Origin of the sequence: Planctomicrobium mucosum, assembly GCF_051466335.1 — a bacterium.
Lineage (GTDB): Bacteria > Planctomycetota > Planctomycetia > Planctomycetales > Planctomycetaceae > Planctomicrobium.
On record NZ_CP195793.1, the window covers coordinates 349,004 to 373,000 of the forward strand.

Sequence of the window (23,997 nt, forward strand, 5' to 3'; positions counted from 1 at the left end):
TTGAGTTCAGTGTGGTATCATGCAGTCAGGCGAATTTTCCCTTAGCATGGAACTGAGATTGAAGGAATCACAATGGGTTGGATGCGAGTTGCTAGTCGGTATCTTACGGTGATCGCTGTCTCGATGATCGCAGCGTCTGTTGGAATGGCTGAGGAACCGACGAAAGAGTCGCTGGCTGAGGTCAAAAAAAACGTGGACGACAAGAAAGGCGTTGTGGTCGATGTTCGAGAGAAAGAAGAGTGGGATGCAGGCCACGTCGAAGGAGCAATCTTTCTTCCACTGAGTGAAATGCAGGGAAAGGAAACCGACCAGTTCTTCGAAAAGCTCCCCAAAGACAAGATCCTCTATGTGCATTGCGTCAAGTGGATCCGTGCTCGATCAGCAGGACAGGTGCTTTCCCAAAGAGGGTATGAAGTCCGTGTGCTGAAACCTGGATACAAGGATTTGATCGAAGCAGGTTTTCCAAAAGCAAAAATGTAGTTGACGAAACCTGTGATTCGAATCAACTCGATCACCCCTCCAAAGCAAAACCCCTCGTTGAATCCGAGCAGGACTCAACGAGGGGTTTCTGATCTGAATGCTTACTGTCCGCCGGATTGCAGTTGAGCAGCGGCGACACTGAAGAGGGCCCCCTCCAGCAAGTATCGCTGGAAGAATGCGCAGGCCGCTTCTGGCATCGTGTATTGCAGGAAGAGAATGTCGCCCGGTTGGATTCGAATATTCTCTTGCTGATATCGCATCGCTTTCTTCAGATCGACCTCCAGCGTGACCCGCTTCCCATTCGGAAGAGTTCGCAGGATCGCGAGTCGGCTGGCACTGTTCGACACGTCGTGGTTCAGTGCTGATACCCCGCCGATTGACCGCGCCAATCCGGTTCCGCCGCTAGATCGACCTTCAGCGATCGAGATCGCTTCCAGCACGCCCAGATCGTAATCGCGAGGAAGTGTGTACTGTCCACCACCAAGAAGTCCAGCTGTATAGAAGACTTCTGTTTCTCTCGAGTCGATGAAGACAATGTCACCATCGTAGAGTGTGATTGACTCCTCGGTGATGTTAGGTTGCTCACCAGGACCGAGTCGAATCGGAATTCGAATGATGTTCGGGTTGCTCATGGTCGGGTCGAAGTTTTGCAGCATCGATCCCCATCCGAGATCACCACCGTGACCATAAGTCGCCTGCGGTGGACGTCCGTACTGAGCTTGAGGGGCCGGGTTCCAGGAGTGGCCTCCGCCGATTTCTTCCATCGCCGGTGTCGGTTCATACGGACTGTATTGTGCAGGAATGATCCCGTTGCCAGACGGTGCCGCCGCCACCGGTGTGGACATTGGAGTCTGCTGGACGCTGGAGAACGAGTGTCCGCCCACGTCGGCCTGCCCGCGATACCCACCGAATGGTTGTGGATTTTGCGCAGGTTGGGAGTGACTTACCTGATGAATTCCAGATGGATTCTGAGTCGCTCCCATCGGGATCCCCGGGATCTGCTGTGGAGGAACCGGGTATTGATTTCCATGCGGGAAGTTGGGATCGGCAACAGGTTGGGATCGGTTGGCAAAGTCACGAGGTCTTCGGCGAATCACGTAGATCACATTCTCTGCATTCAACCCAGGAAGTCCATTGACTCCTTCGCCCTCAGACAGGGCGTGCAACACATCGTTTTCATAAGCTTTCAGCGTAACGGTTTTTGCGGTGCCCTTGCCGGTGGTTCCAATGTTCACCGTACCCGGTTGCGAACCAGCGGAAAGCGATGCGTCTGCTTCCTGTCGAACGACAAGAACCCGGTGAATACGTGGACGTTGCAGGCTCACGAGAACCATCGCTTCGTCAGGATTCAGGATCTTGTGATCAACAGAGTAGGCTTTGCGAATGGCGAGTTCGACTTCGTGAAGCGTCATTCCTCCTACCTGAAGTGGCGGAATTTGAGGCAACGGAATGGTGTTGTCATCTCGAACCTGAATGGGATAGCCAACGGTCGGAGATTCTTCGATCGAAGCAGGCATATTGATCGGAGGTTCGATTCCAACGGAATTGACTTCGGTTGACTGACTTCCCAGAACTCGTGGGACGTAGATGGAAAGAACATCACCAGCCCCGACACGATGCTGATCTGGCTGAGTTCTTACCAGAAGGGAAAGGTCAATTGTTCGCTTGTTGTCACGCGAAGGACCTTCAAAATATTCCGGGAGGTAAGAAGCTGGCACACCCCGAATAGGCCGCATTGCAGTGCAACCCGAGGTGAACAGCAACAACAGCATCAAACACCCGATTCCGCGCATCAGTTGTGCGGATTCAGTGCGGCACGTTGCCTGATTTGAAGAGACTTTGCTCATCTTGCCTTCCATGGAAGATGTGCCCCGTGGGACCGAATTCTTTTCCGACAGTCGCGAGTCTTGAAAATCAACTGTGTGATTCCAGAACTCTCCATTGCCTTGCCTTGCTCTTGTGGCATCCACCATTCAGAGCGATCTGTAATGAGTTTTTTTCTGCTCAAACCACAATCTCAGGGGTGTAGGACATCACATTGAGATCAAACATGAACGAATTTTGAGTCCCTCGATGAGGCAACGCCTCACCCCCATGAGACTCGCATTAGTTAGGGCTGTCTTTCGCCCAGCTTTCCTGCATCATCTGAGAGTGAGCGACCTGGTTGTACGGGTCGTAAATCTGTCTTGCTCGAGCTCCGCCCTCAGCGTATCCCTGGAACCAACGTTCTGCTTTCGCATGCCCTTCGGGAGTTCGGGCACAATTTTTCCAATAATTGGCAGGGGGAAGAGCAGGGGTTTCGCCGTCTGCTCCCTGAGACACGTCTACAAATGCCTGGACGAATCCCGAGTTGTAATCGCAATCCTGACAGCTTCGATCACTTGCTTCACGCAGACAGGTTTTAGCCAGAGATCTCGCTTCGGAACTTGTGCAACGACCGTCCACGAACGGGCTATATTTCGGCTTCTTTTTGTAACAGCACATTCCGTGTGAACAAAGAAACCCTGACCAACTGCTCGACTGGCAACTTGCGCAAGACGCTGTGCCTTCAAAGACAGAAGCAGGTGAAGCCATGTTGAAATGCTGAAATCCGCCCCCCAGACTGCATCCGGAAAGCAGAGCCATCAGAGATAGCGCCAGCGATTTTGATTTGGAAAGCATCTGTTTTTCGGGATTCAGGTATTGAATGGAATTGATATTCACTTCATACACGTTGGACTGGATGTGATGCATCCTGCCCGTGGGGATTCTCCCTGTCCGTTATCGGCAATCGGCTCATTGGCAACGCCTGCAAACGTCGCCAGAGTTTCAGAAACAATTGAACATCGCGGAGCAACCAGACCGGTCACGCCAAGCCCCCCATTCCCCCAAAGATTCCCATGCAATCTGATGTTGCTGAAAACCGGCAATTTCTGCCATAACTCCCTCTTACACGGAGATTTCGATACACGTGCCGGTCACGCATATCAACGAGATTCGAGTTTAATCTGATTCGATGGAACCACCTTCACCAGCACTTGTCGAGCTGTTGAACGCCTTGGGTTTGGCGACTGCCACGGACCTGCGACGTTCAAGCGGGCGGGCGCGCCAATTGGCTCGGGGGTTGCCAGTCACAGATGGTGTCTGGATCGACGCACTGCGTCTGGCAGGAAAATTGACGCTGTTTCAGTCGAAGCTCATCGAAGCCAATCATGGTGGAGACCTCGTCCTCGCGAGGAAGTTCGTGCTCCGCAATCCCGTTCAGGTTGATGCCACATTAAGCGTTTATGAAGCTGTCACCCCCGGACGTCGGGAACCCTTTCTGATCTCAAGCATGTCGTGCGAGAGCGAAGTGGGTGATGCAGCGATCCTGCGCATGCTGAAGACTGTGAACAGCCTCGCGGCTCTTCGTGACCAAATTCCATCGCTCCCAATTGACAGCGTTCTCGAACGTGGACGGCTCCACGTGATGAGCAACATGCAAGCGGGAAAATCGCTCGACCGATTGCTGGTTCGCAGAGGCCGATTCCCGGAGTCGGTTGTACTGTCCATCGCGACGGAGTTAGTGAAGCAATTAGCTGTCGCTGAACCGCTGGCAATCCACGGTGACTTGCGAGTCGGCAACGTCTGGCTGACAGATCATGGAAACGTTGGTCTCCTCAACTGGGGAATGTTGAATGCAGTCTCCCCCGAAATCACTATTCATTCGCGATTTCCCCTAGGAACTTTCGACGGAATGGCTCCTGAACGCTTGGAGGCAGGCCATCTCGCCACGACTTCCAGCGAGGTGTACGCATTCGGCTGTTTGCTCTGGCAACTTCTGACCGGCCGGCCTCCTTTTACGGTCGCCGATCCTCTCGCGAAAATGATGTCCCACAGGTCGCGTTCCGTACCTGATGTGCGAACACTTGCACCGAGTGTCTCAGAGTCACTCTCCAAGTTGATTCGAAGTTTGACTTCGAGAGATCCGCACCGTCGCCCTCAGTCTTGGAGCGAAGTGGCACAAATGCTGGGAGGGGGAGCGCGATGGACGAAGCCTCGTCTCATGCGATTTGCTCAGCAATTTGAATCAGCGGCGCCACGAAATGTCTCGGAAGCAAAACCAAAGTCCAAGATCACGTCCCTCGCCGCCACGCTGTTAATTACCGCCGTCCTGGCTGGAGTTGCGTGGAATCGGGATCGATTGGGGTTGATGTCGTTAAGTCGGGTGGGGGCTGCGACCGCATCCAACAGCGAAGGCCAATCGCCCCCCTTGTCGAATGAAAAACTGACGTCAGATGTTGCCCTGAATGAGAGTGCAACCAGTTCTCCTTCCAGTTCTGCAGAGAGTGTTCTGGAAGCATGGAACGTACTGAACGAAGTGAAGCCGGCAGTCGTTGAAACGTTATCGAAATATGCTGAACTTCCCGCACCTGATCAAAATGGAGTGGTCACCCTCAGAAGTGGGGAGATCTACTCAGCTTCCGAATTGATTGCTGGGGAAGTGCTGAATTTGTTGGTGGATGGCGAGAAGCCTTCTGTCATTCGAATTCACGAAACCTCGCTGGTGCTCGAGGCAGATCATGTTCGACTGGACAATATTCGCATTGAATGCGAGCCCTCTTCCAATACCGCTCCACTTGCATCACCGATTCAACTGAGAAGCGAAACGCTGACGCTGAATCGCTGTGTTCTGAAGGGGACGGAGAACGCGCAGCCCCAAAGCTATCTCTCTTGGACACTTCCGGGAGGAGCGACTGCCAAGGCGGCCAGGATGCTCGCGAAAGACTCGATCTTGCTGGGGTCGGGACCAAGGTTCGAACTGAATTTTCCACTTTCCGGAGCCAAGTTTGAAAACGTACTGATCATCGGAAGCGGGGAAGTGCTCAAACTGAAGTCAGGTGTCACCGCCGGCTTGCGTGCTCCTGTGATCTTCAATGAGTGTACTCTGCGAGATTGTGGGCCCGTCGTCAGCATGCCCGCAACGAACGTGATGAAGGAGTCTGGCGTTTGCTCCGTTCAAGGGCAGGACAGCGTCATCGCACTCCAACAAGGGACTCCGATCTTCGGATTTTCCGAGGGCGTCCGCAAACTTGATTGGCAATCTTCCATCGAGATCGCGGCTCAGGGACTGGTGGTTGAGGTCGGAGGAACATTGGCAGGGGAATTCACCGCAGATCAGCGAGCCCCGTACGCGGAGCTGGCAAGTGACACGCTACGAGTCGATGGCTTGCTGTCAGGCGATTTTCACTTTGTAGGTGAAGCAGATGGATCACTCAAATCGCAAACTGTTGTGATTGATCACCTTCCGGTGCGTGTCTCAGATCGATTACCGGGCGCAGTTCAGGCTCGGCTCCCTGCCATTGACTAACGCCTGAACCCCGAGATTGGCTGATGCTTGCTCATGCAGGACCATGGGTGTCTGGAGCCTGACCGTCCTCATGTGTAGAGCGTCGCAATAGGATCCAGGATGCGAATGCTAAATCCTTGTCCGGTGGCGTTTTATCACTCTTCCGGGGCGCAGGGAAAAGGGGTAGCTGAGCGTTGTTGCCAGCACGAATACTCGGTAGAATATCAGGACGAACATGGCGACTGTGTGATTAAAGCGTAACGTCTTGTCCTGCGGCCGTTTACGAGTCTGATTCAAGGGGAGAGCAAAGCCCTTGAATGCGTTGAAAATCAACGTGATCAACTGAGGAGAAGACTTCATTGTCGAACGGATCGAACCCAGCTGATTCTAACCTTCCAAACGATCCTTTTGACGATGGCGATACTCCATTTGTCGGAGATGGTCGAGTCGAGGATTTGGACATCGGCGTTGAGATGCAGCAGAGCTATCTCACCTACGCCATGTCCGTCATCGTCAGTCGTGCCTTGCCGGACGTTCGTGACGGGTTGAAACCTGCTCAGCGCCGTATTCTGGTGGCGATGAACGACCTGAATCTGGGGCCGTCCTCCAGCCGGATCAAGTGCGCAAAAATTTCTGGAGACACCTCGGGAAACTACCATCCTCACGGGGAAGGGGTGATTTACCCGACACTTGTTCGCCTCGCCCAGGAATGGGTGCTTCGCGAAACGCTGATTGACAAACAAGGGAACTTCGGATCCATCGCGGGACTTGGTCCTGCGGCGATGCGATATACCGAAGCACGTCTGTCACATGTCGCAGCGGAGATGCTGGACGACCTCGATCGACAGACAGTGAACTTCGTCCCAACGTATGACCAACGTAACGAAGAGCCGGTCGTTCTTCCCTCACGTTTTCCGAACCTGCTCGTCAACGGATCGCAGGGGATCGCGGTCGGGATGGCAACAAGCATCCCGCCTCACAACCTCGCCGAAGTTGCGGAAGCGGTCAAGCTGGTCATCGATGATCCGGAAGCGACCATCGAACAGATCATGGGCGTTCTTCCCGGCCCTGACTTCCCGACGGGGGGGGTCATCTGCGGTCGCTACGGAATTCTTCAGGGATACCGGACCGGACGTTCAACTCTGACACTTCGAGCCAAGGTTGAGTTCGAAACAGAGAAGAATACTGAAGTCATCGTCGTTCGCGAGATCCCTTACCTCGATTCTCGCGATCGCATCAAATCCAAACTGGAAGAACTGGTCAAAGACGACAAGATCGAGGGAATCTCAAGGATCGTCGACTATACCGACCGCAAGACTCCCAGCTGGCAGGTCCGCCTGCATATCTACTTGAAGCGAGATGCTGATCGGGAAATCGTTCTGAATCAGCTTTACAAGTACTCGCCGCTCCAGACGACCGTCTCTGTGATTCTGCTCGCACTCGTAGCGAATCGCCCTCAGACGTTGAACGTGAAACAGATGGTGGAAGAGTTTATCCGCCATCGTGAAGAAGTGATTCGGCGTCGTACCGAGTACCTGTTACAGGAAGCCCGTCGTCGAAAGCACACTGTCGAAGGTCTGCTGATCGCTCAGATCGATATCGATCAGATTATCCGTACCATTCGCCAGTCACCAAGTCGTGCGGAAGCCAAGATTCGCTTGCAGCATATTGAAATGCCAGCGGAATTGGTGGCTCGAGCGCTCGGCGAACAGGGCTTCAAAGTCTTCATTTCCGAGTACGGGGAACATCAAAACTATTCTCTTTCCGCGAATCAGGCGGAAGCGATTGTCAGCATGCAGCTTGGTTCGTTGGCAAACCTTGAACGGGAGAACCTTCAAGGCGAGCACTCGAAACTGCTGGCTGATATCGGTGGTTACCTGCACCTGTTGTCAGACGCCGCTCACATCCGCGCTGAAATTCGCGGTGAAATGGAGATGTTGCAGGCGAAGTACAACTCACCGCGACGTACTGAAATCAGTGATGAAGAGTTGGGCGATGTCGATCGCGCAGACCTCATCACTGAAGAACCGATGGTGGTCACTCTCTCGCAGCGTGGTTACATCAAGCGGACTCCGCTGTCGATGTACCAAGCTCAGAACCGTGGCGGTAAAGGAATCAAGGGGGCCAAGTCGGATGATGAAGATCCGATCGAGCATCTCTTCGTTTCGAGCACACATAGCTGGCTGCTCTTCTTCACAAACTTCGGTAAGGTCTTCTGGCAGAAGGTCTACGACTTGCCACTCGCTGCACGTACCGCCAAAGGACGAGCGTTAGTTAACCTGCTCAACCTCGGTGAAGGGGAACGAGTTCAGGACTGCATCGACGTGCATGAATTCGATGATCAGCACTCCTTGTTGATGGCGACGAAGAAGGGGACCGTCAAGAAGACTGTTCTCTCCGCTTACAGCCGTCCGATGAAGGGTGGCATCATTGCGATTAAGTTAGACGACGGCGATGAGCTGATTGACGTTGTGAAAGTTGGAAATGGACAGGACGTTGTCCTGAGCACAGCAACTGGAATGACGATTCGCTTCTCCGAGTCCGACGCGAGAGCCATGGGCCGAAACACCCGCGGAGTGAAGGGAATTACCCTGAGTCCAGCGGATGCGATCGTCGGCATGGTGGTTGCCGATGATAAGACGACATTGTTGACCGTCTGCGAACGAGGATACGGCAAGCGAACGCCATTCGGTCGTGCTGACCTGGATGTCGTTGTTGAACAAGTCCCTGCGGATGATGATTCAACACCAGTTGCCGAAGCACCGGAAGTTGCTGAAGCTGACGAAGGTGACGAGTCATCGTCTTCTTCTGCGAGCAACATGCGATACCGTCGACAGCGTCGCGGTGGCAAAGGGCTGCGGGATATCAAAACGACTCACCGCAACGGACCAGTGGTTGGTGTGCTGGCAATTGAAGACGGTGACGACGTCCTTCTCATGTCGGCTTCCGGTAAGATTCAGCGAATTCGTGCAATCGATATCAGCGTGATCGGGCGAAACACGCAGGGTGTCCGCGTGATGCGAATGGACGATGACGACAAACTTGTCGGCGTGGCCCGGATTCCTGCTGCCATTGCGGAACCAGACGAGCAGTCTGCTCCCCCTGCCCAGGGTGAAGAAGCATCTCCTCCGACTGCGGAATAAAGTTGCTTTCGACAACCAGAGATTGAACTCAAGTCCGGTTTCAGACGTATGTTTGAGGCCGGACTTTTTGATTGCGAGAGGAAACTGACAGGTCTGTAAAAAAAGGACGCGAACCTGAAGTTCACGTCCTTTGAATTTGTCTCATCGAGAATGCGGTCCAGAATTCAGGAGTGTGTCGCTTTGAAGCACGCCACTGAAACGACTGCCTCCCCGAGTTTCGGATTAAACCGAGAAGCTGCTTCCGCATCCGCAAGAGCGGCTGACGTTTGGATTCTCGAATTTGAACCCACGTCGCTGCAGGTCTTCGTAGAAATCAACGACGGTGCCATCGAGGTGGAGGTCGTGATTCTTCTGAACAGCGACAGTCACTCCGTGCTGCTGGGAGAGGAAGTCTTTCTCGGGGTCTGAAGCGTCATCGAACCCGAAGCTATACTGGAACCCACTGCATCCGCCGCCAGCAACACCGACGCGAACGAAAGTTGTTTCCGGGAAGTTCTGGTCAGCCATCACTCGCTTAATTTCAGCAGCTGCCCGTTCGGTTAGCGTAATCATTGAATTTCTCCTTCGTCTATTGAGACGAAACCCTTATTGAAATCTCTCTCGCGATACGGACCTGCGAGTCAATTTTTGAAACCTGACGAGGAACCGAAAACGGCTCAGCACCGTTTCTGGGTTATCCCTAAGTTTAGAACGGTCCCCTGTCTCGGACAATAGACTTCCTTTGAGAAGGACTGTTTCCATCATTGTGACGGTTCAGACCCGGGAAGAGGTTCTGGATTTGAGGCAGGCGAGTATAATTTCATTGCATCGATCGGACCGAATTGGCAGGCAGAGATGCCGACGTAATTTTCCATAACTCAATTTAAGGTCGACCGTTGTGTCAAACAAAACTCGTCGGGGGCTTGCTTCCTGGCTGACCAGCACGCGCACTCCCGTATTTGTTCTTGATGAGCGACGAGTTGTGCTCGTCTTCAACCAAGGCTGCGAATTGCTGACGCAGTGGAACTCTGCGGATGTGATCGGAAAGGTCTGCCATTTCCAGTCTGAACCGAATCCAGAGTTGATCGAGTCTGTCACGAGCGCGCTCTGTCCGCCGCAAGAGGTCGTCAATGAGGAAGTCTTGATTCGGCGAACCGTGTTCACCAGACGGGACTTAAGGATCGTCGAACGTCAGATTCACTACTTTCCTCTGCTGCCGAACTCAGAGGAGGGGAGATCACATCTTTTAGGGATCATTCTCCCGTGCTCAGAGGCGATTGAGTTCGAGCCAGACTTGCATTTGCAGGTGAGCCGTCATCTGGCTGCCAATCATGTGAAATATGGGATCAAAAGACTTGTGACGTTGTCGCCTGCCATGCAGCGAGTCGCGTCTCAAATCAATATTGCAAATAAACTTAAGGAAACAGTTCATATCGCCGCCGAACCCGGATCGGGCCGAGAGCACGTCGCCAGAATGATTCATTATTCCGGGCTACAGAGTAGCAGCAGGTTCGTACCGGTTCGCTGCCAGACAGGATCTCACTATGAACTCGAGCAACTGTTGACCAGGATCGCTGATCCACTCACCGACCATGAGATCGGGACGGTGTATTTGGAGGATATCCAGTCACTTCCCGGAAACCTCCAACCGTTGGTTCTCCAATTGGTACTGTCGGGACGATATCGAGTGATTTCATCTTCGATCGCGGGGCTGGATGGTGTTGCGGATCAGCTCATCGGTCGTGAGTTGAGGAACCTTCTCACGTCCATTGCGATTCAGATTCCTCCTTTAAGATCGCGTGGAGAAGACGTCCCGCTACTTGCGCAACAGATTCTCGAGGAAGGAAATACGCCAACCGCTCCTCTCAGAGCAGAATTTGCGCCTGCGGTTCTCAAGGCCTTCCAGAAATATGTCTGGCCGGGGAATGTGGAGGAACTCGAACGGGTCATTTTGAAAGCCCGGCAGACTGCTACGGGAACGGTCATTGAGATGTCCGATCTTCCATTCGAATTCCTCGCAAGCGCAGAAAATCGGACGGTCAGACCTAAATCGCCCAGTGAGTCGCTGGATGATCAATTGATGGCTCTGGAGAAACGACTTATTCAGCAGGCGATGCTGGAGTCCAGAGAGAATAAAAGTGCTGCGGCAGAGCGATTAGGAATTCCGCGGGCGAAACTGTATCGCCGGATGGAACAACTTGGTTTGATCGTCAGCGACGACGATATCCTCGGTGATGACGGAGTCGAGTAGTTCTCACGCCGAGAAGTTGGCAAATGTGTCCCTTTCTCCGACAACAACATCAACTAGAGAAAATAGGAAACACAGATCACCTGCATGGTCGCATCGCAGTTCAGCAGATGTTGCCGGATCGGTCTTGTCCTGAATTCTCAAAGTACCGTAGACTCCCGCCCGCAAAGCGGAGATACCATTTCGAGTGGCCAGCTTTGTTTCTGCAGGATGTAGAAACGTCAACAGGTAAAGGCAGGGATGCCAATGACTCAGAAGCATCGTTTACAACTTCAGCCATTTGCAGGCTTTGATGGACGCTCCGTCGCATCCGGGTTTCTTGCAGGTGCGTTCCTCATCTGCTCGTTTACGCCTCTTCGAGCCGAGCTTGGAACAAATCATGAGGTTGATTCTGCGATCGTTCTGGTTGCTGTGATCTGCTCTCTGTTCGCAATGAAAATTTCTTCGAAGTTGACTGATCTCTTCGGGAAGTATCGATCCGTGCTGCTCGCATCTGCAGGACTCTGGACTCTCGCGATTCCGGAATTTCTACCACAAGCGCTGAAACTCCTGAGTCGGCTGTCGATCGTTGATCTCAATTCAATATTCGTCAGTTACCTGACAACGTTCGCCTTTACTGCAGCCTGTCTGGCGCCCATATTCGTATTGCTGCGATTGGTCTATCGATTCTCCGAGGACCATGGAGTGTCCAGTAAATGGCAGTGGCTCACTGGACTGGGGCTCTCGTTCTGTTTCCTTCCAGCAGTGGTTCTCCCAGTGTCAGGTACTGCGATTCTGGCTTGGACATGCATTGCGATCTGTGGCATCCTCGCCTTCGTTGAACTTACCTCGCCGCGTCGATCTGTTCGTATTCCTGAGGGAATGGTTGCGGTCGCCACGGTGCAGCAACATCCTCGATGGTCCAGTGCGATTACCGCGCTCGTGACAGGAGCCGCAATTTCTCTGACGGTCTTCGTCGCTGCTCAATTGATTCCAAGGAATCTGACTGGTGACATGGCATTACTAGGTGGATTGGTACTGGGGGTCAGCATGGCCGTCGCGAGACGGTCGATGCCACGCACCGCCAAGATTGTGGTTTCATCAAGTATTGTCTGTCTTTGGTTGGCTGCCTGGTTGGGAGCAGTGACTGCAGGATTTCCCTACGGAAAGCTCCTCTGCCTGCAGATCAATGCCTGGGCCAGCAATGTCGGGCTTCAATTCCTGCTTCGAATTGTCTTGCTCATGGCGTTGTTTATTCCGGCGGGCGTTTTGGTCCGACGACTGGTCGCGAATCAAGACGACTCGATCGGAAAGCACTGGCTGATCGCCCTGTCGATCGCAGTCGGATTTATCGCAGCACCATTTTTTCCGTTCTCAGTACGTGCATCTGCGATTTCTCTGATGCTCATTTCATTGGCTTTGGCAGCCTATTACTGGTATCTCGAGGAGTTCCGACTTCCGACCCGTCTGATTCACCGCATCGGAACGACCGGGCTGTCGATTCTGGCACTGTCAGGACTGATCTTTTCAGGAAACCTGGATCCCCGCCAATCCGAGCGGGTTCTGCTTTCTTCAGTTTCGATGGGATCGTTCCGGGCAGGTGTCCCTGTTGAACAATTGGCATGGTTGGACGACAGCCGACAAGTCGCAGACTTTACTTCCGACTCTGACTACATCAGTTTGACTCGCACTCGGGCAGCTCAGATCGTGATGCGGCGGAATGGTCTCGTCATGGGGACCTATTCATCGAATCCGCTCGTCAGTCCTCATCTGGCCGGTGATCTTCTCCCAGCGTTGATTCCACTCACGCTCCATGCGAATCCGGAAAACGTGCTCGTGATCGGGATGCATCCGCCGACCCTGATGACCTGTCATGCATGGCCACTGCGTTCCGTCCATACATTGGATAGCTCTCGAGCGGCGCATGAGATGATTCACTGGATCACCAAGAATCCGGAGATGGGGCTGAATCTGGATCAAGGTGCTGATTTTCAATTTAGTTGCGTCGAACCAGCAGTCGGACTAAGAGCTAAACATGGTCAACTTTACGACCTGATTACCTGTCCGATGACGCATCCAGCGTCGACATCTACTGACCAACTGACAACGGCGTTCTATAAGCAGGTGAAATCCAATCTTCATCCGAATGGAATCTTCACCCAGCGTGTGCCGTACTTTGATCTCGGACCTGAAGTCATTCGGGAGATCACCAGTAACCTGCAGTCCACCTTTGGCGAAGTCCGCGCCATCGAATCCGTTCCGGGCGAACTGATCTTCGTTTGCGCTGCAGAACATCTCCCAGCGATTGATGTCCCATTTGTAGACCGACTCAAGGCTCCACAGGTTCGATCATTGCTGAGCGATGCGGGATGGGACTGGTCAATTATTCTGGGTCGAGGAGCGCTGGATCACGACAGCCTGAAACAACTCAGTGCTGTGCGACCTCGTTCGGTGTTTCACAATTCAACCGGGCTCGCATATCGCCTTCCGCTTGAAATTGGACGCTGGGATGCAAAGTTGGACGCGACTCGAATTGAGCTCGCAAAGTTTGGATCCACGCTGCGTGCAGAACTTGGCGAAGGAGAAACGAGCAAAGAAGTCACCGAGCGACTCGAAGACATGAACCTCACGTTTGAGATCCAACGCGATCACCCGAATGACCCTTGGGCCTATCGCGGTGCTTTGAAGGATCGACTTCAGAAACGTCCTCGGACCGCAATCGTGCAGGTCAATCACGAACTGAAGCGAAAGATGGACCCGGAAGACCAGAGACGAAAGGATTACCTGGTTGCACTCGGACCAGCAGCGAAAAGCGAAACACCGTCGAACGAAATGATTGAACAGGTACTTCAATTCCAATACCCATTCGATCCGTTGGTCACACCGTTCATTTACTTCGAAGCGGCCAACCTCTTCTCGAGAAACCCTGACTCAACGACCGAACAGCGGCTCGCCTGTCTTCTCCACACGATTTACTTCAGTGCGGGTTACGATGAATCGGTTCGCAATGTGTCGGATGCTCTAGAACTGACGGTTCGTGAGGACCTGACATTGGCATCATCCGAGACGCGTTGGGACCTCACAAACTCGCTCATCCAATCAATGGCACAGCGATGGCAATTGAGAATGGCGACCGGGAAAGTTTCAAAATACGAATCGGCTGACGTTCAAAAAAGCCTGACAGCGATCGATCTGGGGATGAAGTATCTCGAAGACCACTACGCCGAGGCCGGGCTAACCGATTTCGAATGGAAGCAGCGTAAGTCGGTCATCGAGAAGGCACTGATCAAAAAACTACGCCAGCACAGAAGCGAACTCGCGTTGCTCGCTCCATCGGAACCAAACGTCAAAGCTTCGAAGTGAAGGCCTTGTGAGTGCATGAGGGCGGCGAGATCTTCGGGGGATTCAATGAGCCAATAGAATGGCCTTAGCCCCACATTTTTCAATGAGAGTCGCTGCGAGGTCCCGGCGAAACTTCGCTTCCGTTGTATCGCCGGGAACTTCGACTGCAATGAGGATATCCCCGTTTTGAAGTGACTGCTCATAGTAGTCCATTGCTTCCGATTCAAATCCCCTGGAAGCCATCAGCGAAGAGTATGTTCCGAGCGCCGCTAACCCAGCGAATGCGCCAAGAACGAAAAGTGCAGCACCCCCAGTGCTGAGAATCGTCGCAGCTGCCACGCCTCCCAAACCGAGGGCACTTGTTCCTATGGCACTGAGCAACTTGCTGTCGGATTCCCTGTGAAGTGGATGCTGCATCTCCTTGGGGAATAATCGTTCCTTACTCTCATCGGAGCAAATGACGCTGAGTTCCTGCCAACTGAACCCAGCTTGTTCCAGGTTCCTGACGAGCACGATCGCCTGATCCAGAGATGAAAAAACTCCCGCTCTGACTGGATAGTCATACATTGTGAAACGCCTTCACAGCACTCAAGTAGATTTTTCAGCAGACAGAGCGAGATTCTGGAACTGTCTTCCGCAGACCGATTGTTACCAAGGTTTCATCTTCCAACCAACGATGAAGCCGATTCCGAAGCACCACAAAGCGGCAACTTCCGGTTTCTCTCTCGCGTACTCTTTCAGATAACAAAGGGTATCGTCGACGATATTCACTTGCCCTTGCGCTGCGGTCCCCGCAGCACGCTGGACGTTACGGTCACTCACCGAGGAACCTTGATTGACCTGTGCTTTATCCATTGCCTTGTCTCCTGAAATTGAAACCGAAATCCAACAGGTAGGTAAACTATTCTGACGTCAGGTAGGGATGAAAATCTGCTCTGCAAATGGGAATTGAGTCAGTCAATTCACTCATCGTCACGTTTAAGAATGTCGCGAAGCCACTCGATGTTCTCTCTCAGCTCCTTCTTTGACCGATTCAGACATTCCCCTGCTCTTGTCAAGAACTTCACGCTGACTGCGAGGAAAATGACACCGATTACCAAGGCTCCGACTGCGACCAGGATTTGTGACACTTCCACTGACAATGAAGTGTGGGTGTGCACAAAGTTCGCAAGCGCCATCAGGATCACCGGAACGGCTCCGAGAATCGTGACGGCACCAACCACGCAAACGACAAGGCCAAACTTCGCTTTGGACCAGAACTCTGTGAGATCAAGCGTGGCGAGTTGTAGTTGCAAGTCCGCCAAACGGAGCAGGTCCTGAGCGAGAGTCGCTGCGTTATTCCGCGCGGATGCATAGGCGTTTTTGGGGCGTCCGTTCAGGTCCTCCTCTTGATAAGCAGCCCCGCTCCCACCCCGATCGCCAAGGCCAGTCCGATGCTGAAAACCGGATACTGTTTGATCCATTTCCCAATCTCGCTCTCGTATCTGGAAAACTGCTCAACAGCTGAGTTCAGCATGACAGCTTGTTGTGATGGCTGTTGAGGTGTTTGATCTTTCCGATTGCCCACGTGAATCATGATCAGTTCCCTGACGACGGTTTGGTGGATTGAAAGTCGTTTAAGAAGGTTGAACGGACCTGCTGACTGGCGTAGTTCAACCCCGCTTTCACCAGAGCGTTCAAAGCAAATGCCCCAAGTGACAAGAATATCCCCTGAGTGGCCTTCTGCTCGGTCGACTCGACGACTGGCTCAGGGGCGTGTTCAAGGTATGCCCGCGAAACGTCCGGGTCCAAGTAGACTTTCTCTTCTGTGGCTTTCGACTTCGATGGAACCAGCATGTATCCCAGTGCCACGATCGCCCCGATGCTCGCGACGGGGTGCCTGGCAACATAGTACTTCCAGTCGAAAAGCTGAGCGGTGTCTGAATGCAATCTTTCGACGTCATCATTCAAATGCCGACGAACCCGCCGCATGCGGAATCGAATTCTCTCGATCTCTTCCTGATCAACCATTCAGTCACCCCGCACTGTTTCGTTGAATACGAAAATTGCCTAGCTGCGATGCCACAGATCGGAAACCTGTTTTGGAATCGCTCGCGAGATCGATTCGGCAATCTTGTCAGAGAAGCCATCAAGTTGTGCGAATCGCGAACGGGAACGAGCAGGTGGCGGCGCGAGCATTGTTGATGCGAGTCCAACCCCGAGCAAGAAGCCCGCAGCAAAGACACCGCACATCACTTCCATAGGTCGCTGCTCAACAAGGTCAGACGCCCATTCTTCGACTTCATGACAACTGTTGCTGAGTTGCTCCTGATACTCGGAAATCCGAGATGAAGGTTCCATGATCATTACTCCTTGAAAGGAAGAAGAAAGATGCAGCCGAAACACCGAGGTCCGACTCGGATTCAAGCTCGTAAGCCAGCCCCGCCCTTAGGCGTTTCGCTGTGAACGCATCATCAAACAGACCATGATGCCTGAGACAATGCCCACACCGAAGGCAGCCAGCACGGACTCTACTGGTCGAGATTTGACCATTGCGCGTGCTTCTCCGTAGCCCTCTTCCAGTCGTTGACCGGCAACGTTGTAAGTGTCTTGAAGCTGCTTGGTTGCGGTCTCATAACCTGCGCTCACCTTCTTACTTGCGGTGTCGTAGGTTTCTTGCAGCTTCTTGCCAGCAGCGTCGACGAATTGACGCGCGGTTTCTGCCGCCTGCTGCGTGACCTGTTGGCCGTTCGAAGCAGCGTGCTGCAGGAACGACTCAATCTCGCGTCGGGACTGTCCAGTCTTCTGTTGAATGATTCCGACGAGCTTTTCTGCGTCTCCCTTAACCTGTTGGAAGTCGTCGTCGGTGAGTTCTCCCCAACGTTCGCGAATCATGCCAGAAATCTGCTTCCATTTACCTTCGAGTTCTTGTCGCGAAATCATGTTTCGTATCCTCAGTTGAGCTTCAGTTAAAGCTGTTGAGTCCATACGCCCAAAATCGTTCCGTCATTCATTTGAAAAACGCGTGGACCGTATTCTGAGCCTGTTTGGCAAAGTGTGTGCCGAAACAGCATGACAACTCGCTAAGACCCCCTCTCCAATCTCCCTAAGAGTAGTCATGGCCAGAGTTACTCAACGTTCGGGAAGTCGCTGACAGGAAATCGGTAAACGAACGGATGCAGAGCTTGATGATTCATCAAAGATCAATGAATTGGTTCTGAAACCAATTCACTGCGATCCTGACGCGGTCGAAAGAAGTGCAGAAGAGAGAGGACTTCACGGAGCACAGGAAGCACATCATAGGTCTAAACTGATGCAATCCGCCAGGATTGTCCCTAGCCGATCGCCCGCTCCCTGTCTACGACAAGGGACCACCAACCGACAAGACTTCCAATAACAATAGAGAAGTCGATGCCGATGAATGGGAACTTCGCATTCAGATAATCGGGTAATCACCGTGCAAAGGGGAGAGATTCTTTGGGGTGAAGCTGGGACCTCTCTCTGGAATCGACCGTTTAACTTCCAATGAATTTGCCCGGGATGGTCGTTAATCGACCATGCCTTCGCACATAATGCGTTAACAGCAGATATTTTAGGAAATTTTAAAAACTGATCTGGACAGGTTCAAAAGATTCGTACTGGAGCACAACTCTTTAGATGAATGGGGTTAGTGCGAAATGGAGAATCGACCGAGAGCGATAGGCAGGCTTTGCTCATCGTACAGCGGGCACGCGAGTTGCTTTGTCGCATCTACACAACAACGATGTCGACAATCAAATTTCGCGTCAGCGATCTTCTGGGAAACTCCGCTCATGCACGGCAATGTGGGTACTGCGATCGTCAATCAGACTTCATCAAGCGAGCGAGATGACGTCTATCTTCCGACTCAAGAAGAAATCCAGGCTGCTTGCGCGGAAATTCAGGCGACATGGACGGAAGCCGAACGAGCCCGGCGACTGCGAGGACAAGCAGGTCGCCAGCGGAATGTGACAGTCACCGCGAAGAGATTTGCACGGTTGTCTGTTGATCGGACTGGTCGAGATGGGTGGGCTGCCTAATCGTAGCGACTCGTCAAAACTAAAACTCATGAAAAAGCACCGTATCTCGTGGCGAGAAGTCGCTACGTGACGGTGCTTTTCCCGTTTGTCGCATGGAGTTGCCGCTGATTCGCTTCTAACTCTCCTCTCATTCCGTGCTTGCGTTCGTTTGGGCCTCGCGATACCGTTTTCTGATTACGGTTCTGCGCCAGTTAGGGGTGTTGAAAGATTTCAATCCCGTCGTGCAGCAGCTTCAGAATCCATTTCTCGACGCCCTCAGGAGCGACATGGAAAGCACTAAGAGTAACGCCACGATTGTTCGCCTATCGATCATGATGTTCCTGCAGTTTTTTGTGTGGGGCTCGTGGTACGTCTCTGTGACCGGCTTTCTTCAATCGCAGAACATGTTCGATCTGGTCGGTGCTGTGTACACAGTTGGACCAATTGCAGCGATCATCGCTCCTCTGTTTCTCGGTGTGATTTCGGACCGTTTTTTCGCCAGCGAACGCGTACTCGGCACGCTCCACCTCATCGGTGGTGCATTGCTGATCGCCGCTCCAAGTGCCGCTCAGGCATTCACTCTTCCATCCGCCCCAGAAGGGGCTGGTCTGTTCTACGAACTTGTCCTGCGTGACTTGCCGGCCTACGTCCAGCCATTCAGTTTGTTGCTCCTTCTGCACATGCTCTGCTACATGCCGACTCTGGGTCTCACAGCGAGTCTGTCGTTCCGCAACTTGAACAATCAGGAAAAGGAATTTCCTATCGTTCGCGTATTAGGCACATTGGGTTGGATTGTCGGCGGGATCGCCGTCAGCTTCCTCCCAGGCAAAGATCAGTCCGAATACCAGTTCTATCTGTCGGGTGGTGTTTCACTCCTCCTGGGTCTTTACAGCTTCACTCTGCCACACACTCCACCTGAGTTGAAGGGGAAGCCAGCGTCGGTTGCTCAAATTCTCGGACTGGACTCCCTGAGCCTGTTCAAGAGCCGTTCATACAGCGTGTTCATTCTGAGCTCGTTCCTGATCTGTATTCCACTTGCTGGCTACTATTCATACGCCCGTTCTTACGTCGATGCGTCAAATGCGATCGTTAACGGAAGTGCGACGTTTACAATGTCCTTTGGCCAGATGTCTGAAGTCTTTTTCATGCTGGTCATGCCACTCTGCTTTGCTCGACTGGGTGTGAAGTGGATGTTGGTCGCTGGGATGGCAGCATGGGTTGGCCGTTATGGTCTGTTCGCAGCAGGTGCTGATGAGAAAGTGCTCTGGATGATTCTCGCAGGGATTATCCTTCACGGGATCTGCTACGACTTCTTCTTCGTGACAGGAATGATTTACGTTGACAAGCGTGCCCCTGCAGCAATTCGAAATCAAGCGCAGAGCTTTCTGGTGTTGATGACTCAGGGACTCGGTCTGGGAATCGGTGCGAAGTTATTTGCGGCTCACGTTCGAATGCAGACTGGTGCAGACGGGGCTGTCGACTGGAAAACTGTCTGGATGTATCCGGCCATTTTCGCTGCGGCTGTGATGGTGTTCTTTGCACTGGCGTTCCGCGACGATTCCAAAGACGCAAAAGTCGAATAGTTTCTTTCCCGTCGAAAGTGTGACGGCGCTCAGATTTGACAAAGGGTGGGAGAACAACTCCCACCCTTTGTTGTTTTTATACCCGGTAATTGAGATGCTCTGAGTGCCCGATTACCATCAGGCACCCTAAGAGATGGTCGATGCTCGCGAACACTCTTCAGTCCTTTGAACTCAAAATTCAACGAGTCATCTCATGCGTTTTTTTGTGAAGCGGGATCTGGATGGCTTCTTCGGGCTGTTCGTCGACAATCTTGTTCAACTGCTGTTGATTGTCGGCCTCTGTGTCGGGCTGTGCGGGATTCAAGGGGATTTGCTGTACGGAGTGATCCTTCCGGGTGCTGCGATCAGCATTCTGTTCGGGAATCTCTTCTACGCGTGGCAGGCTCATCGACTTGCGAAAAAGACCGGGCGAGACGATGTGACCGCTCTGCCGTATGGAATCAATACCCCCTCTTTGCTGGTCTTCATTTTCTTTGTGATCAAACCAACGTTTGATCGAACCGGAGACGCCGAGGCGGCGTGGCGAGCCGGGTTACTAGCCTGCCTAGGAAGCGGATTGATTGAACTTGTTGGCTCATTTCTCGCGACCAAAATTCGCCAGACAACTCCTCGAGCAGCGCTCTTGTCTACCTTAGCTGGGATCGCGGTCGGCTTCATCTCAATGACATTTGCATTGCAGATCTTCAGTAAGCCGCTGGTCGCATTGCTCCCGTTGGCGATTGTTCTAGTTGGATTATTTGCTCGAGTTCGTTTCCCTCTCGGCCTGCCTGCGGGGTTGATTGCGGTGTTGATTGGCACAGGGGTGGCATGGCTGATGGTGGCGGTGCAACGAGTTCCCGGCGTTCCTGACTGGCTGACATACGGTGCTCAGAGTCCCGGCGCGGTGACAGCCTCTTTCGAGTTCATCAAGTTTCGACCTCCAGTCTGGTGCTTGGCTGCGATTCAAAAAGGGATTACTGAAGTCCAGAATTGGGGACCATTCCTCTCCGTTGTGATTCCGATGGGGATTTTCAATGTGATTGGAAGCCTTCAAAACATCGAATCTGCAGAGGCAGCAGGCGATTCGTACCCAACGACTCCATCGATGGCAGCGAATGGATTGGGAACGATTGTCGCTGCACTTTTTGGAAGCTGCTTTCCGACGACGATCTATATCGGGCATCCCGGTTGGAAGGCTCTGGAAGCGAGAGCAGGGTACTCCACTCTCAACGGAATCGTGATTACCGTTCTGGGATTGTTTGGCCTGGTTGGTCTGGCATCCGCAGTGATTCCGATTGAATCCGGAGCCGCGATTGTGCTTTGGATTGGAATTATCATCACCGCGCAAGCCTTCCGGGCCACTCCTGAACAGCATGCTCCTGCTGTCGCAATCGGCCTGTTTCCAGCGATCGCAGCATGGGGAGCAACAGTCATGATGGGGGCAATTGGTGTCTCTGGCGGGAAGAACTTGCGTGAAATCGTGACTCCTGCCCCGGTCATTGCTGCAGCCGTCGCAGTCGAAGCGGAGCCTTCAACATCTGAAGCGAAACCCACTCCAGTGCCGGTCGCTCATCCGAATCATTCCGTTGAAGCGAACGGATTCCTTGTTCACGGTTTATTACTGATGGAGCGAGGGTACATTTTCACCTGCATGATTCTCGCTGCTGCGTGTGCGTGTTTGATTGATCGGCGGTTTGGAGCGGCTTCGATCTGGCTGCTGATTGCTGCGGTCTTTACCTGGCTGGGGTTGATGCACGCCTATCAGGTTTACGATGTCGCGTTTGGTGCGACGCTCGATTACCTGTTCCGCTTCCAGATCCCCGAATCGGGAGGAACGGCCTATCGTGCGGACGACATCGCAATTGGCTATCTATTGAGTGCGATCTTCTTTTTTGCGATTGGGGTTTGGGCCAAAAATCAACCCACTGATGCGGAACACACGTAAAGCGATGAGGTTCGGGAGATCGGCGATGGCGCAACCCCAAAGGAGTGGTTGCAGCCTTGTCCGTAGTGTCTCACCGAACCCCGATCGCATTTATGAAATTCAACGGCAAAACACTGACTCAATCCATTACGGTTCAGTTCGCCCTGAGTCGCGGAAACGGAGATCCGCTTCTGGTCACGTTGAAACCATTACCGCTCGGTTTCAACGAACGGCTTCGAACTCGCGGGATTGCGCCCCCCGTACCGCCGACGAAAATCGCCCGCGATTCCGGAGCGAAGCCGATTCGAGATCCGAATGGGATCGCGATCACAATGCTGGACAAGCTTGATCCGGCGTTTGTGGAAGCGATGGAACGATATCACCGCTGCGTGGCCGTCTTGTCAGTAGTTGAGTCGCTGCGTGGTGATTCGCAACTGACTTTCGATTCAGAACCGCCGACGTCCAATCGTGGCGAGGACTGGATTCGCTTCGCTGACTCGCTTCATGAAGAAATGGTGGATGGTGGATTCACCGCGGGCGACCTGATTCGACTGTTCAAAGAAGTCTGTCGACTGAGCAATCTGCTTGATGAGCACGTCGCTGTGGCTCGAGGAAATTTCTCGGACTCCACCGAAGGGACTACGGGTTGAATGAACCGGCACCTCTGAGCCGGTCACTCGAGTACTGCGTCTTGCGTGTTTGCGAGCGCCTCTCTTTGACAGAACGGCAATTCTACGACCTCGATACCGCGGACCAGTTGCGTTATCTCGCGTATGACCGATTGCGTCTCGAAGAAGAAAATTCTGCCAATTCTCCGCATTAAGGTACGACCATGAGTGATCTGACGAGTCTCGATGGAATGAATGGAAACGAGTTGACTGCCGATCAAATTCGTGCGGTTCTCGCTCAGATCGACCTTGATGTTCTCAATCTGGTTCGAGACGGAAAGCTGTCGACATCGAAGTACAGCATTGGTGGAGCAGGCGGACAACAAACTGATCGTGCGGCCGGTTTACGGGCGTTACTTGAAGCACGTGATCATTATCAACGTTTGCTGAACTCGCAACCTGGATGGACTCTCTCGCAAGCTGAGTTTTAGAGCGGACGAGCCGTTCCGTTTGTCACTCGCAAAAACGTTCTCCGGGAGAAAAGATGAGTGCCATACTCACGCAGATCGTGAATTCGGATCTGCAATTGATGTTCGCTGATTGGGGGAAACCCGCACGGTATGACATCCTCAATCGACAGTACAACGTGCTGACAGGTGTCGTCGATGAATACGTGGAGAGCCGCGAAGTCACTGTGATTGCTCTGCGGCGCCGAGAGCGGAAACAGACCGAAATGTCTGCCAGTTCCACTGATCTCGAATGTCAATTTCTTGTGCCAGATTCGATGTTGCCGAATCGGATTCCGCTTTCGAATGCTCGGTTGGTGCAGGGGGGCGAGACGTTCGAGATCTGCACTGTTGCCGAAACGGAAGTCACTGGCCTTGTTCTGCTGAATTGCGTTGCGCACATGAAACTGGATTGACTATTTCCGTTTGTCGCTGATGGGGAGCAAGAGGCATGCGAATTGAAATTGATGTGACAGGTGACGCTCCGGAACGGATCCGGGAACTCGCTCAACAATCGGCGAGCGAAGCAAGAGAGCGTTTGATCGAAGACGCGATGGCGCTCACATTGACTTCGGTGATCATGCGGAATCCAGTCGATACTGCGAGATCGCGCGCAGCGTGGGTTCAATCGCTCGAAGAGTTGGGGCGAGTACCACCAGCAGGATGGGAGGGACCACATCCGATAGCAGTCAGTGAAGGTCGCCGCCTGGGAACGCTGAAGAAGATGGACTCGACGGACGTAACGCAGATCAATGCTACCAACTCGGTGGATTATGTGCGTTTCCTGGAATACGGGAGCAGTCGAACTGCACCGTTTGCCATGGTCCGAGCGGCACTCCAACGAATCACACATTCGCTGAGTCATCTGTTCCGGCTGTCGTGAACAGCATCAAAAACGTCGC

At 53.0% G+C, this 23,997-nt stretch carries 22 protein-coding genes; 13 read left to right on the forward strand and 9 right to left on the reverse strand.

What is annotated here, in order from left to right:
* Positions 1 to 81: 81 nt before the first annotated feature.
* Positions 82 to 480: a rhodanese-like domain-containing protein gene (locus SH668x_RS01455; protein WP_437186920.1), complete on the forward strand. Its 399-nt coding sequence runs from the start codon at positions 82 to 84 to the stop codon at positions 478 to 480.
* 101 nt (positions 481 to 581) lie between these two features.
* On the opposite strand, the gene SH668x_RS01460 is transcribed toward SH668x_RS01455, so the two are convergent.
* Together SH668x_RS01460 and SH668x_RS01465 are read right to left on the reverse strand one after the other, a co-directional pair.
* Positions 582 to 2,327 (reverse strand): polysaccharide biosynthesis/export family protein, encoded by a 1,746-nt coding sequence (locus tag SH668x_RS01460; RefSeq protein ID WP_437186921.1) that lies wholly within the window; start codon positions 2,325 to 2,327, stop codon positions 582 to 584.
* A 259-nt stretch (positions 2,328 to 2,586) separates the two neighbouring features.
* Positions 2,587 to 3,213 carry a hypothetical protein gene (locus SH668x_RS01465; protein WP_437186922.1) on the reverse strand — a complete coding sequence of 209 codons (627 nt, stop codon included), beginning with the start codon at positions 3,211 to 3,213 and terminating at the stop codon, positions 2,587 to 2,589.
* Positions 3,214 to 3,475: 262 nt separating this feature from the next.
* On the opposite strand from SH668x_RS01465, the gene SH668x_RS01470 reads away from it, so the two are divergent.
* The 3 genes from SH668x_RS01470 to gyrA all read left to right on the forward strand — a co-directional run bounded on the left by SH668x_RS01470 (position 3,476) and on the right by gyrA (position 8,931).
* A complete protein-coding gene (locus SH668x_RS01470; protein WP_437186923.1) occupies positions 3,476 to 5,809 on the forward strand; it encodes a serine/threonine protein kinase in 2,334 nt (777 codons plus the stop codon).
* Positions 5,810 to 5,914: 105 nt separating this feature from the next.
* Complete coding sequence (locus tag SH668x_RS01475) at positions 5,915 to 6,049, forward strand: hypothetical protein (RefSeq protein WP_437186924.1); 135 nt, start codon at positions 5,915 to 5,917, stop codon at positions 6,047 to 6,049.
* 98 nt (positions 6,050 to 6,147) lie between these two features.
* Complete coding sequence (gene gyrA / locus SH668x_RS01480) at positions 6,148 to 8,931, forward strand: DNA gyrase subunit A (protein ID WP_437186925.1); 2,784 nt, start codon at positions 6,148 to 6,150, stop codon at positions 8,929 to 8,931.
* Positions 8,932 to 9,153: 222 nt separating this feature from the next.
* On the opposite strand, the gene SH668x_RS01485 is transcribed toward gyrA, so the two are convergent.
* Positions 9,154 to 9,483, reverse strand: coding sequence for a HesB/IscA family protein (locus SH668x_RS01485; RefSeq protein WP_437186926.1), 330 nt, complete (start codon positions 9,481 to 9,483; stop codon positions 9,154 to 9,156).
* A 325-nt stretch (positions 9,484 to 9,808) separates the two neighbouring features.
* Between SH668x_RS01485 and SH668x_RS01490 the strand changes: the two genes are divergently transcribed.
* Both SH668x_RS01490 and SH668x_RS01495 read left to right on the forward strand, forming a co-directional pair.
* Positions 9,809 to 11,161 (forward strand): sigma 54-interacting transcriptional regulator, encoded by a 1,353-nt coding sequence (locus SH668x_RS01490; RefSeq protein ID WP_437186927.1) that lies wholly within the window; start codon positions 9,809 to 9,811, stop codon positions 11,159 to 11,161.
* 243 nt (positions 11,162 to 11,404) lie between these two features.
* On the forward strand, positions 11,405 to 14,500 hold the full coding sequence (locus SH668x_RS01495; RefSeq protein WP_437186928.1) for a hypothetical protein: 3,096 nt from the start codon (positions 11,405 to 11,407) through the stop codon (positions 14,498 to 14,500).
* A gap of 42 nt (positions 14,501 to 14,542) precedes the next feature.
* Here SH668x_RS01495 and SH668x_RS01500 read toward each other — a convergent pair whose 3' ends face one another.
* From SH668x_RS01500 to SH668x_RS01525, 6 genes are all read right to left on the reverse strand, one after another.
* Positions 14,543 to 15,046 (reverse strand): hypothetical protein, encoded by a 504-nt coding sequence (locus SH668x_RS01500; protein WP_437186929.1) that lies wholly within the window; start codon positions 15,044 to 15,046, stop codon positions 14,543 to 14,545.
* A gap of 81 nt (positions 15,047 to 15,127) precedes the next feature.
* On the reverse strand, positions 15,128 to 15,334 hold the full coding sequence (locus tag SH668x_RS01505) for a hypothetical protein (RefSeq protein ID WP_437186930.1): 207 nt from the start codon (positions 15,332 to 15,334) through the stop codon (positions 15,128 to 15,130).
* Between the two features lie 107 nt (positions 15,335 to 15,441).
* A complete protein-coding gene (locus SH668x_RS01510) occupies positions 15,442 to 15,942 on the reverse strand; it encodes a phage holin family protein (protein ID WP_437186931.1) in 501 nt (166 codons plus the stop codon).
* Between the two features lie 115 nt (positions 15,943 to 16,057).
* On the reverse strand, positions 16,058 to 16,489 hold the full coding sequence (locus SH668x_RS01515; RefSeq protein WP_437186932.1) for a hypothetical protein: 432 nt from the start codon (positions 16,487 to 16,489) through the stop codon (positions 16,058 to 16,060).
* A gap of 39 nt (positions 16,490 to 16,528) precedes the next feature.
* Positions 16,529 to 16,819 carry a hypothetical protein gene (locus SH668x_RS01520; protein ID WP_437186933.1) on the reverse strand — a complete coding sequence of 97 codons (291 nt, stop codon included), beginning with the start codon at positions 16,817 to 16,819 and terminating at the stop codon, positions 16,529 to 16,531.
* A gap of 87 nt (positions 16,820 to 16,906) precedes the next feature.
* Entirely contained in the window at positions 16,907 to 17,401 is a 495-nt protein-coding gene (locus SH668x_RS01525) for a CsbD family protein (protein WP_437186934.1), read from the reverse strand.
* 869 nt (positions 17,402 to 18,270) lie between these two features.
* Between SH668x_RS01525 and SH668x_RS01530 the strand changes: the two genes are divergently transcribed.
* From SH668x_RS01530 to SH668x_RS01560, 7 genes are all read left to right on the forward strand, one after another.
* Positions 18,271 to 18,516 carry a hypothetical protein gene (locus SH668x_RS01530; RefSeq protein ID WP_437186935.1) on the forward strand — a complete coding sequence of 82 codons (246 nt, stop codon included), beginning with the start codon at positions 18,271 to 18,273 and terminating at the stop codon, positions 18,514 to 18,516.
* A 266-nt stretch (positions 18,517 to 18,782) separates the two neighbouring features.
* Entirely contained in the window at positions 18,783 to 20,078 is a 1,296-nt protein-coding gene (locus SH668x_RS01535; RefSeq protein ID WP_437186936.1) for an MFS transporter, read from the forward strand.
* 193 nt (positions 20,079 to 20,271) lie between these two features.
* Complete coding sequence (locus SH668x_RS01540) at positions 20,272 to 22,002, forward strand: NCS2 family permease (protein WP_437186937.1); 1,731 nt, start codon at positions 20,272 to 20,274, stop codon at positions 22,000 to 22,002.
* Positions 22,003 to 22,058: 56 nt separating this feature from the next.
* Positions 22,059 to 22,631 carry a hypothetical protein gene (locus tag SH668x_RS01545; protein ID WP_437186938.1) on the forward strand — a complete coding sequence of 191 codons (573 nt, stop codon included), beginning with the start codon at positions 22,059 to 22,061 and terminating at the stop codon, positions 22,629 to 22,631.
* A 182-nt stretch (positions 22,632 to 22,813) separates the two neighbouring features.
* Positions 22,814 to 23,080 (forward strand): hypothetical protein, encoded by a 267-nt coding sequence (locus tag SH668x_RS01550; protein WP_437186939.1) that lies wholly within the window; start codon positions 22,814 to 22,816, stop codon positions 23,078 to 23,080.
* 53 nt (positions 23,081 to 23,133) lie between these two features.
* Positions 23,134 to 23,511, forward strand: a complete 378-nt coding sequence (locus SH668x_RS01555; protein ID WP_437186940.1) for a hypothetical protein — start codon at positions 23,134 to 23,136, stop codon at positions 23,509 to 23,511.
* A 35-nt stretch (positions 23,512 to 23,546) separates the two neighbouring features.
* Positions 23,547 to 23,978: a hypothetical protein gene (locus tag SH668x_RS01560; RefSeq protein ID WP_437186941.1), complete on the forward strand. Its 432-nt coding sequence runs from the start codon at positions 23,547 to 23,549 to the stop codon at positions 23,976 to 23,978.
* Positions 23,979 to 23,997 lie beyond the last annotated feature (19 nt).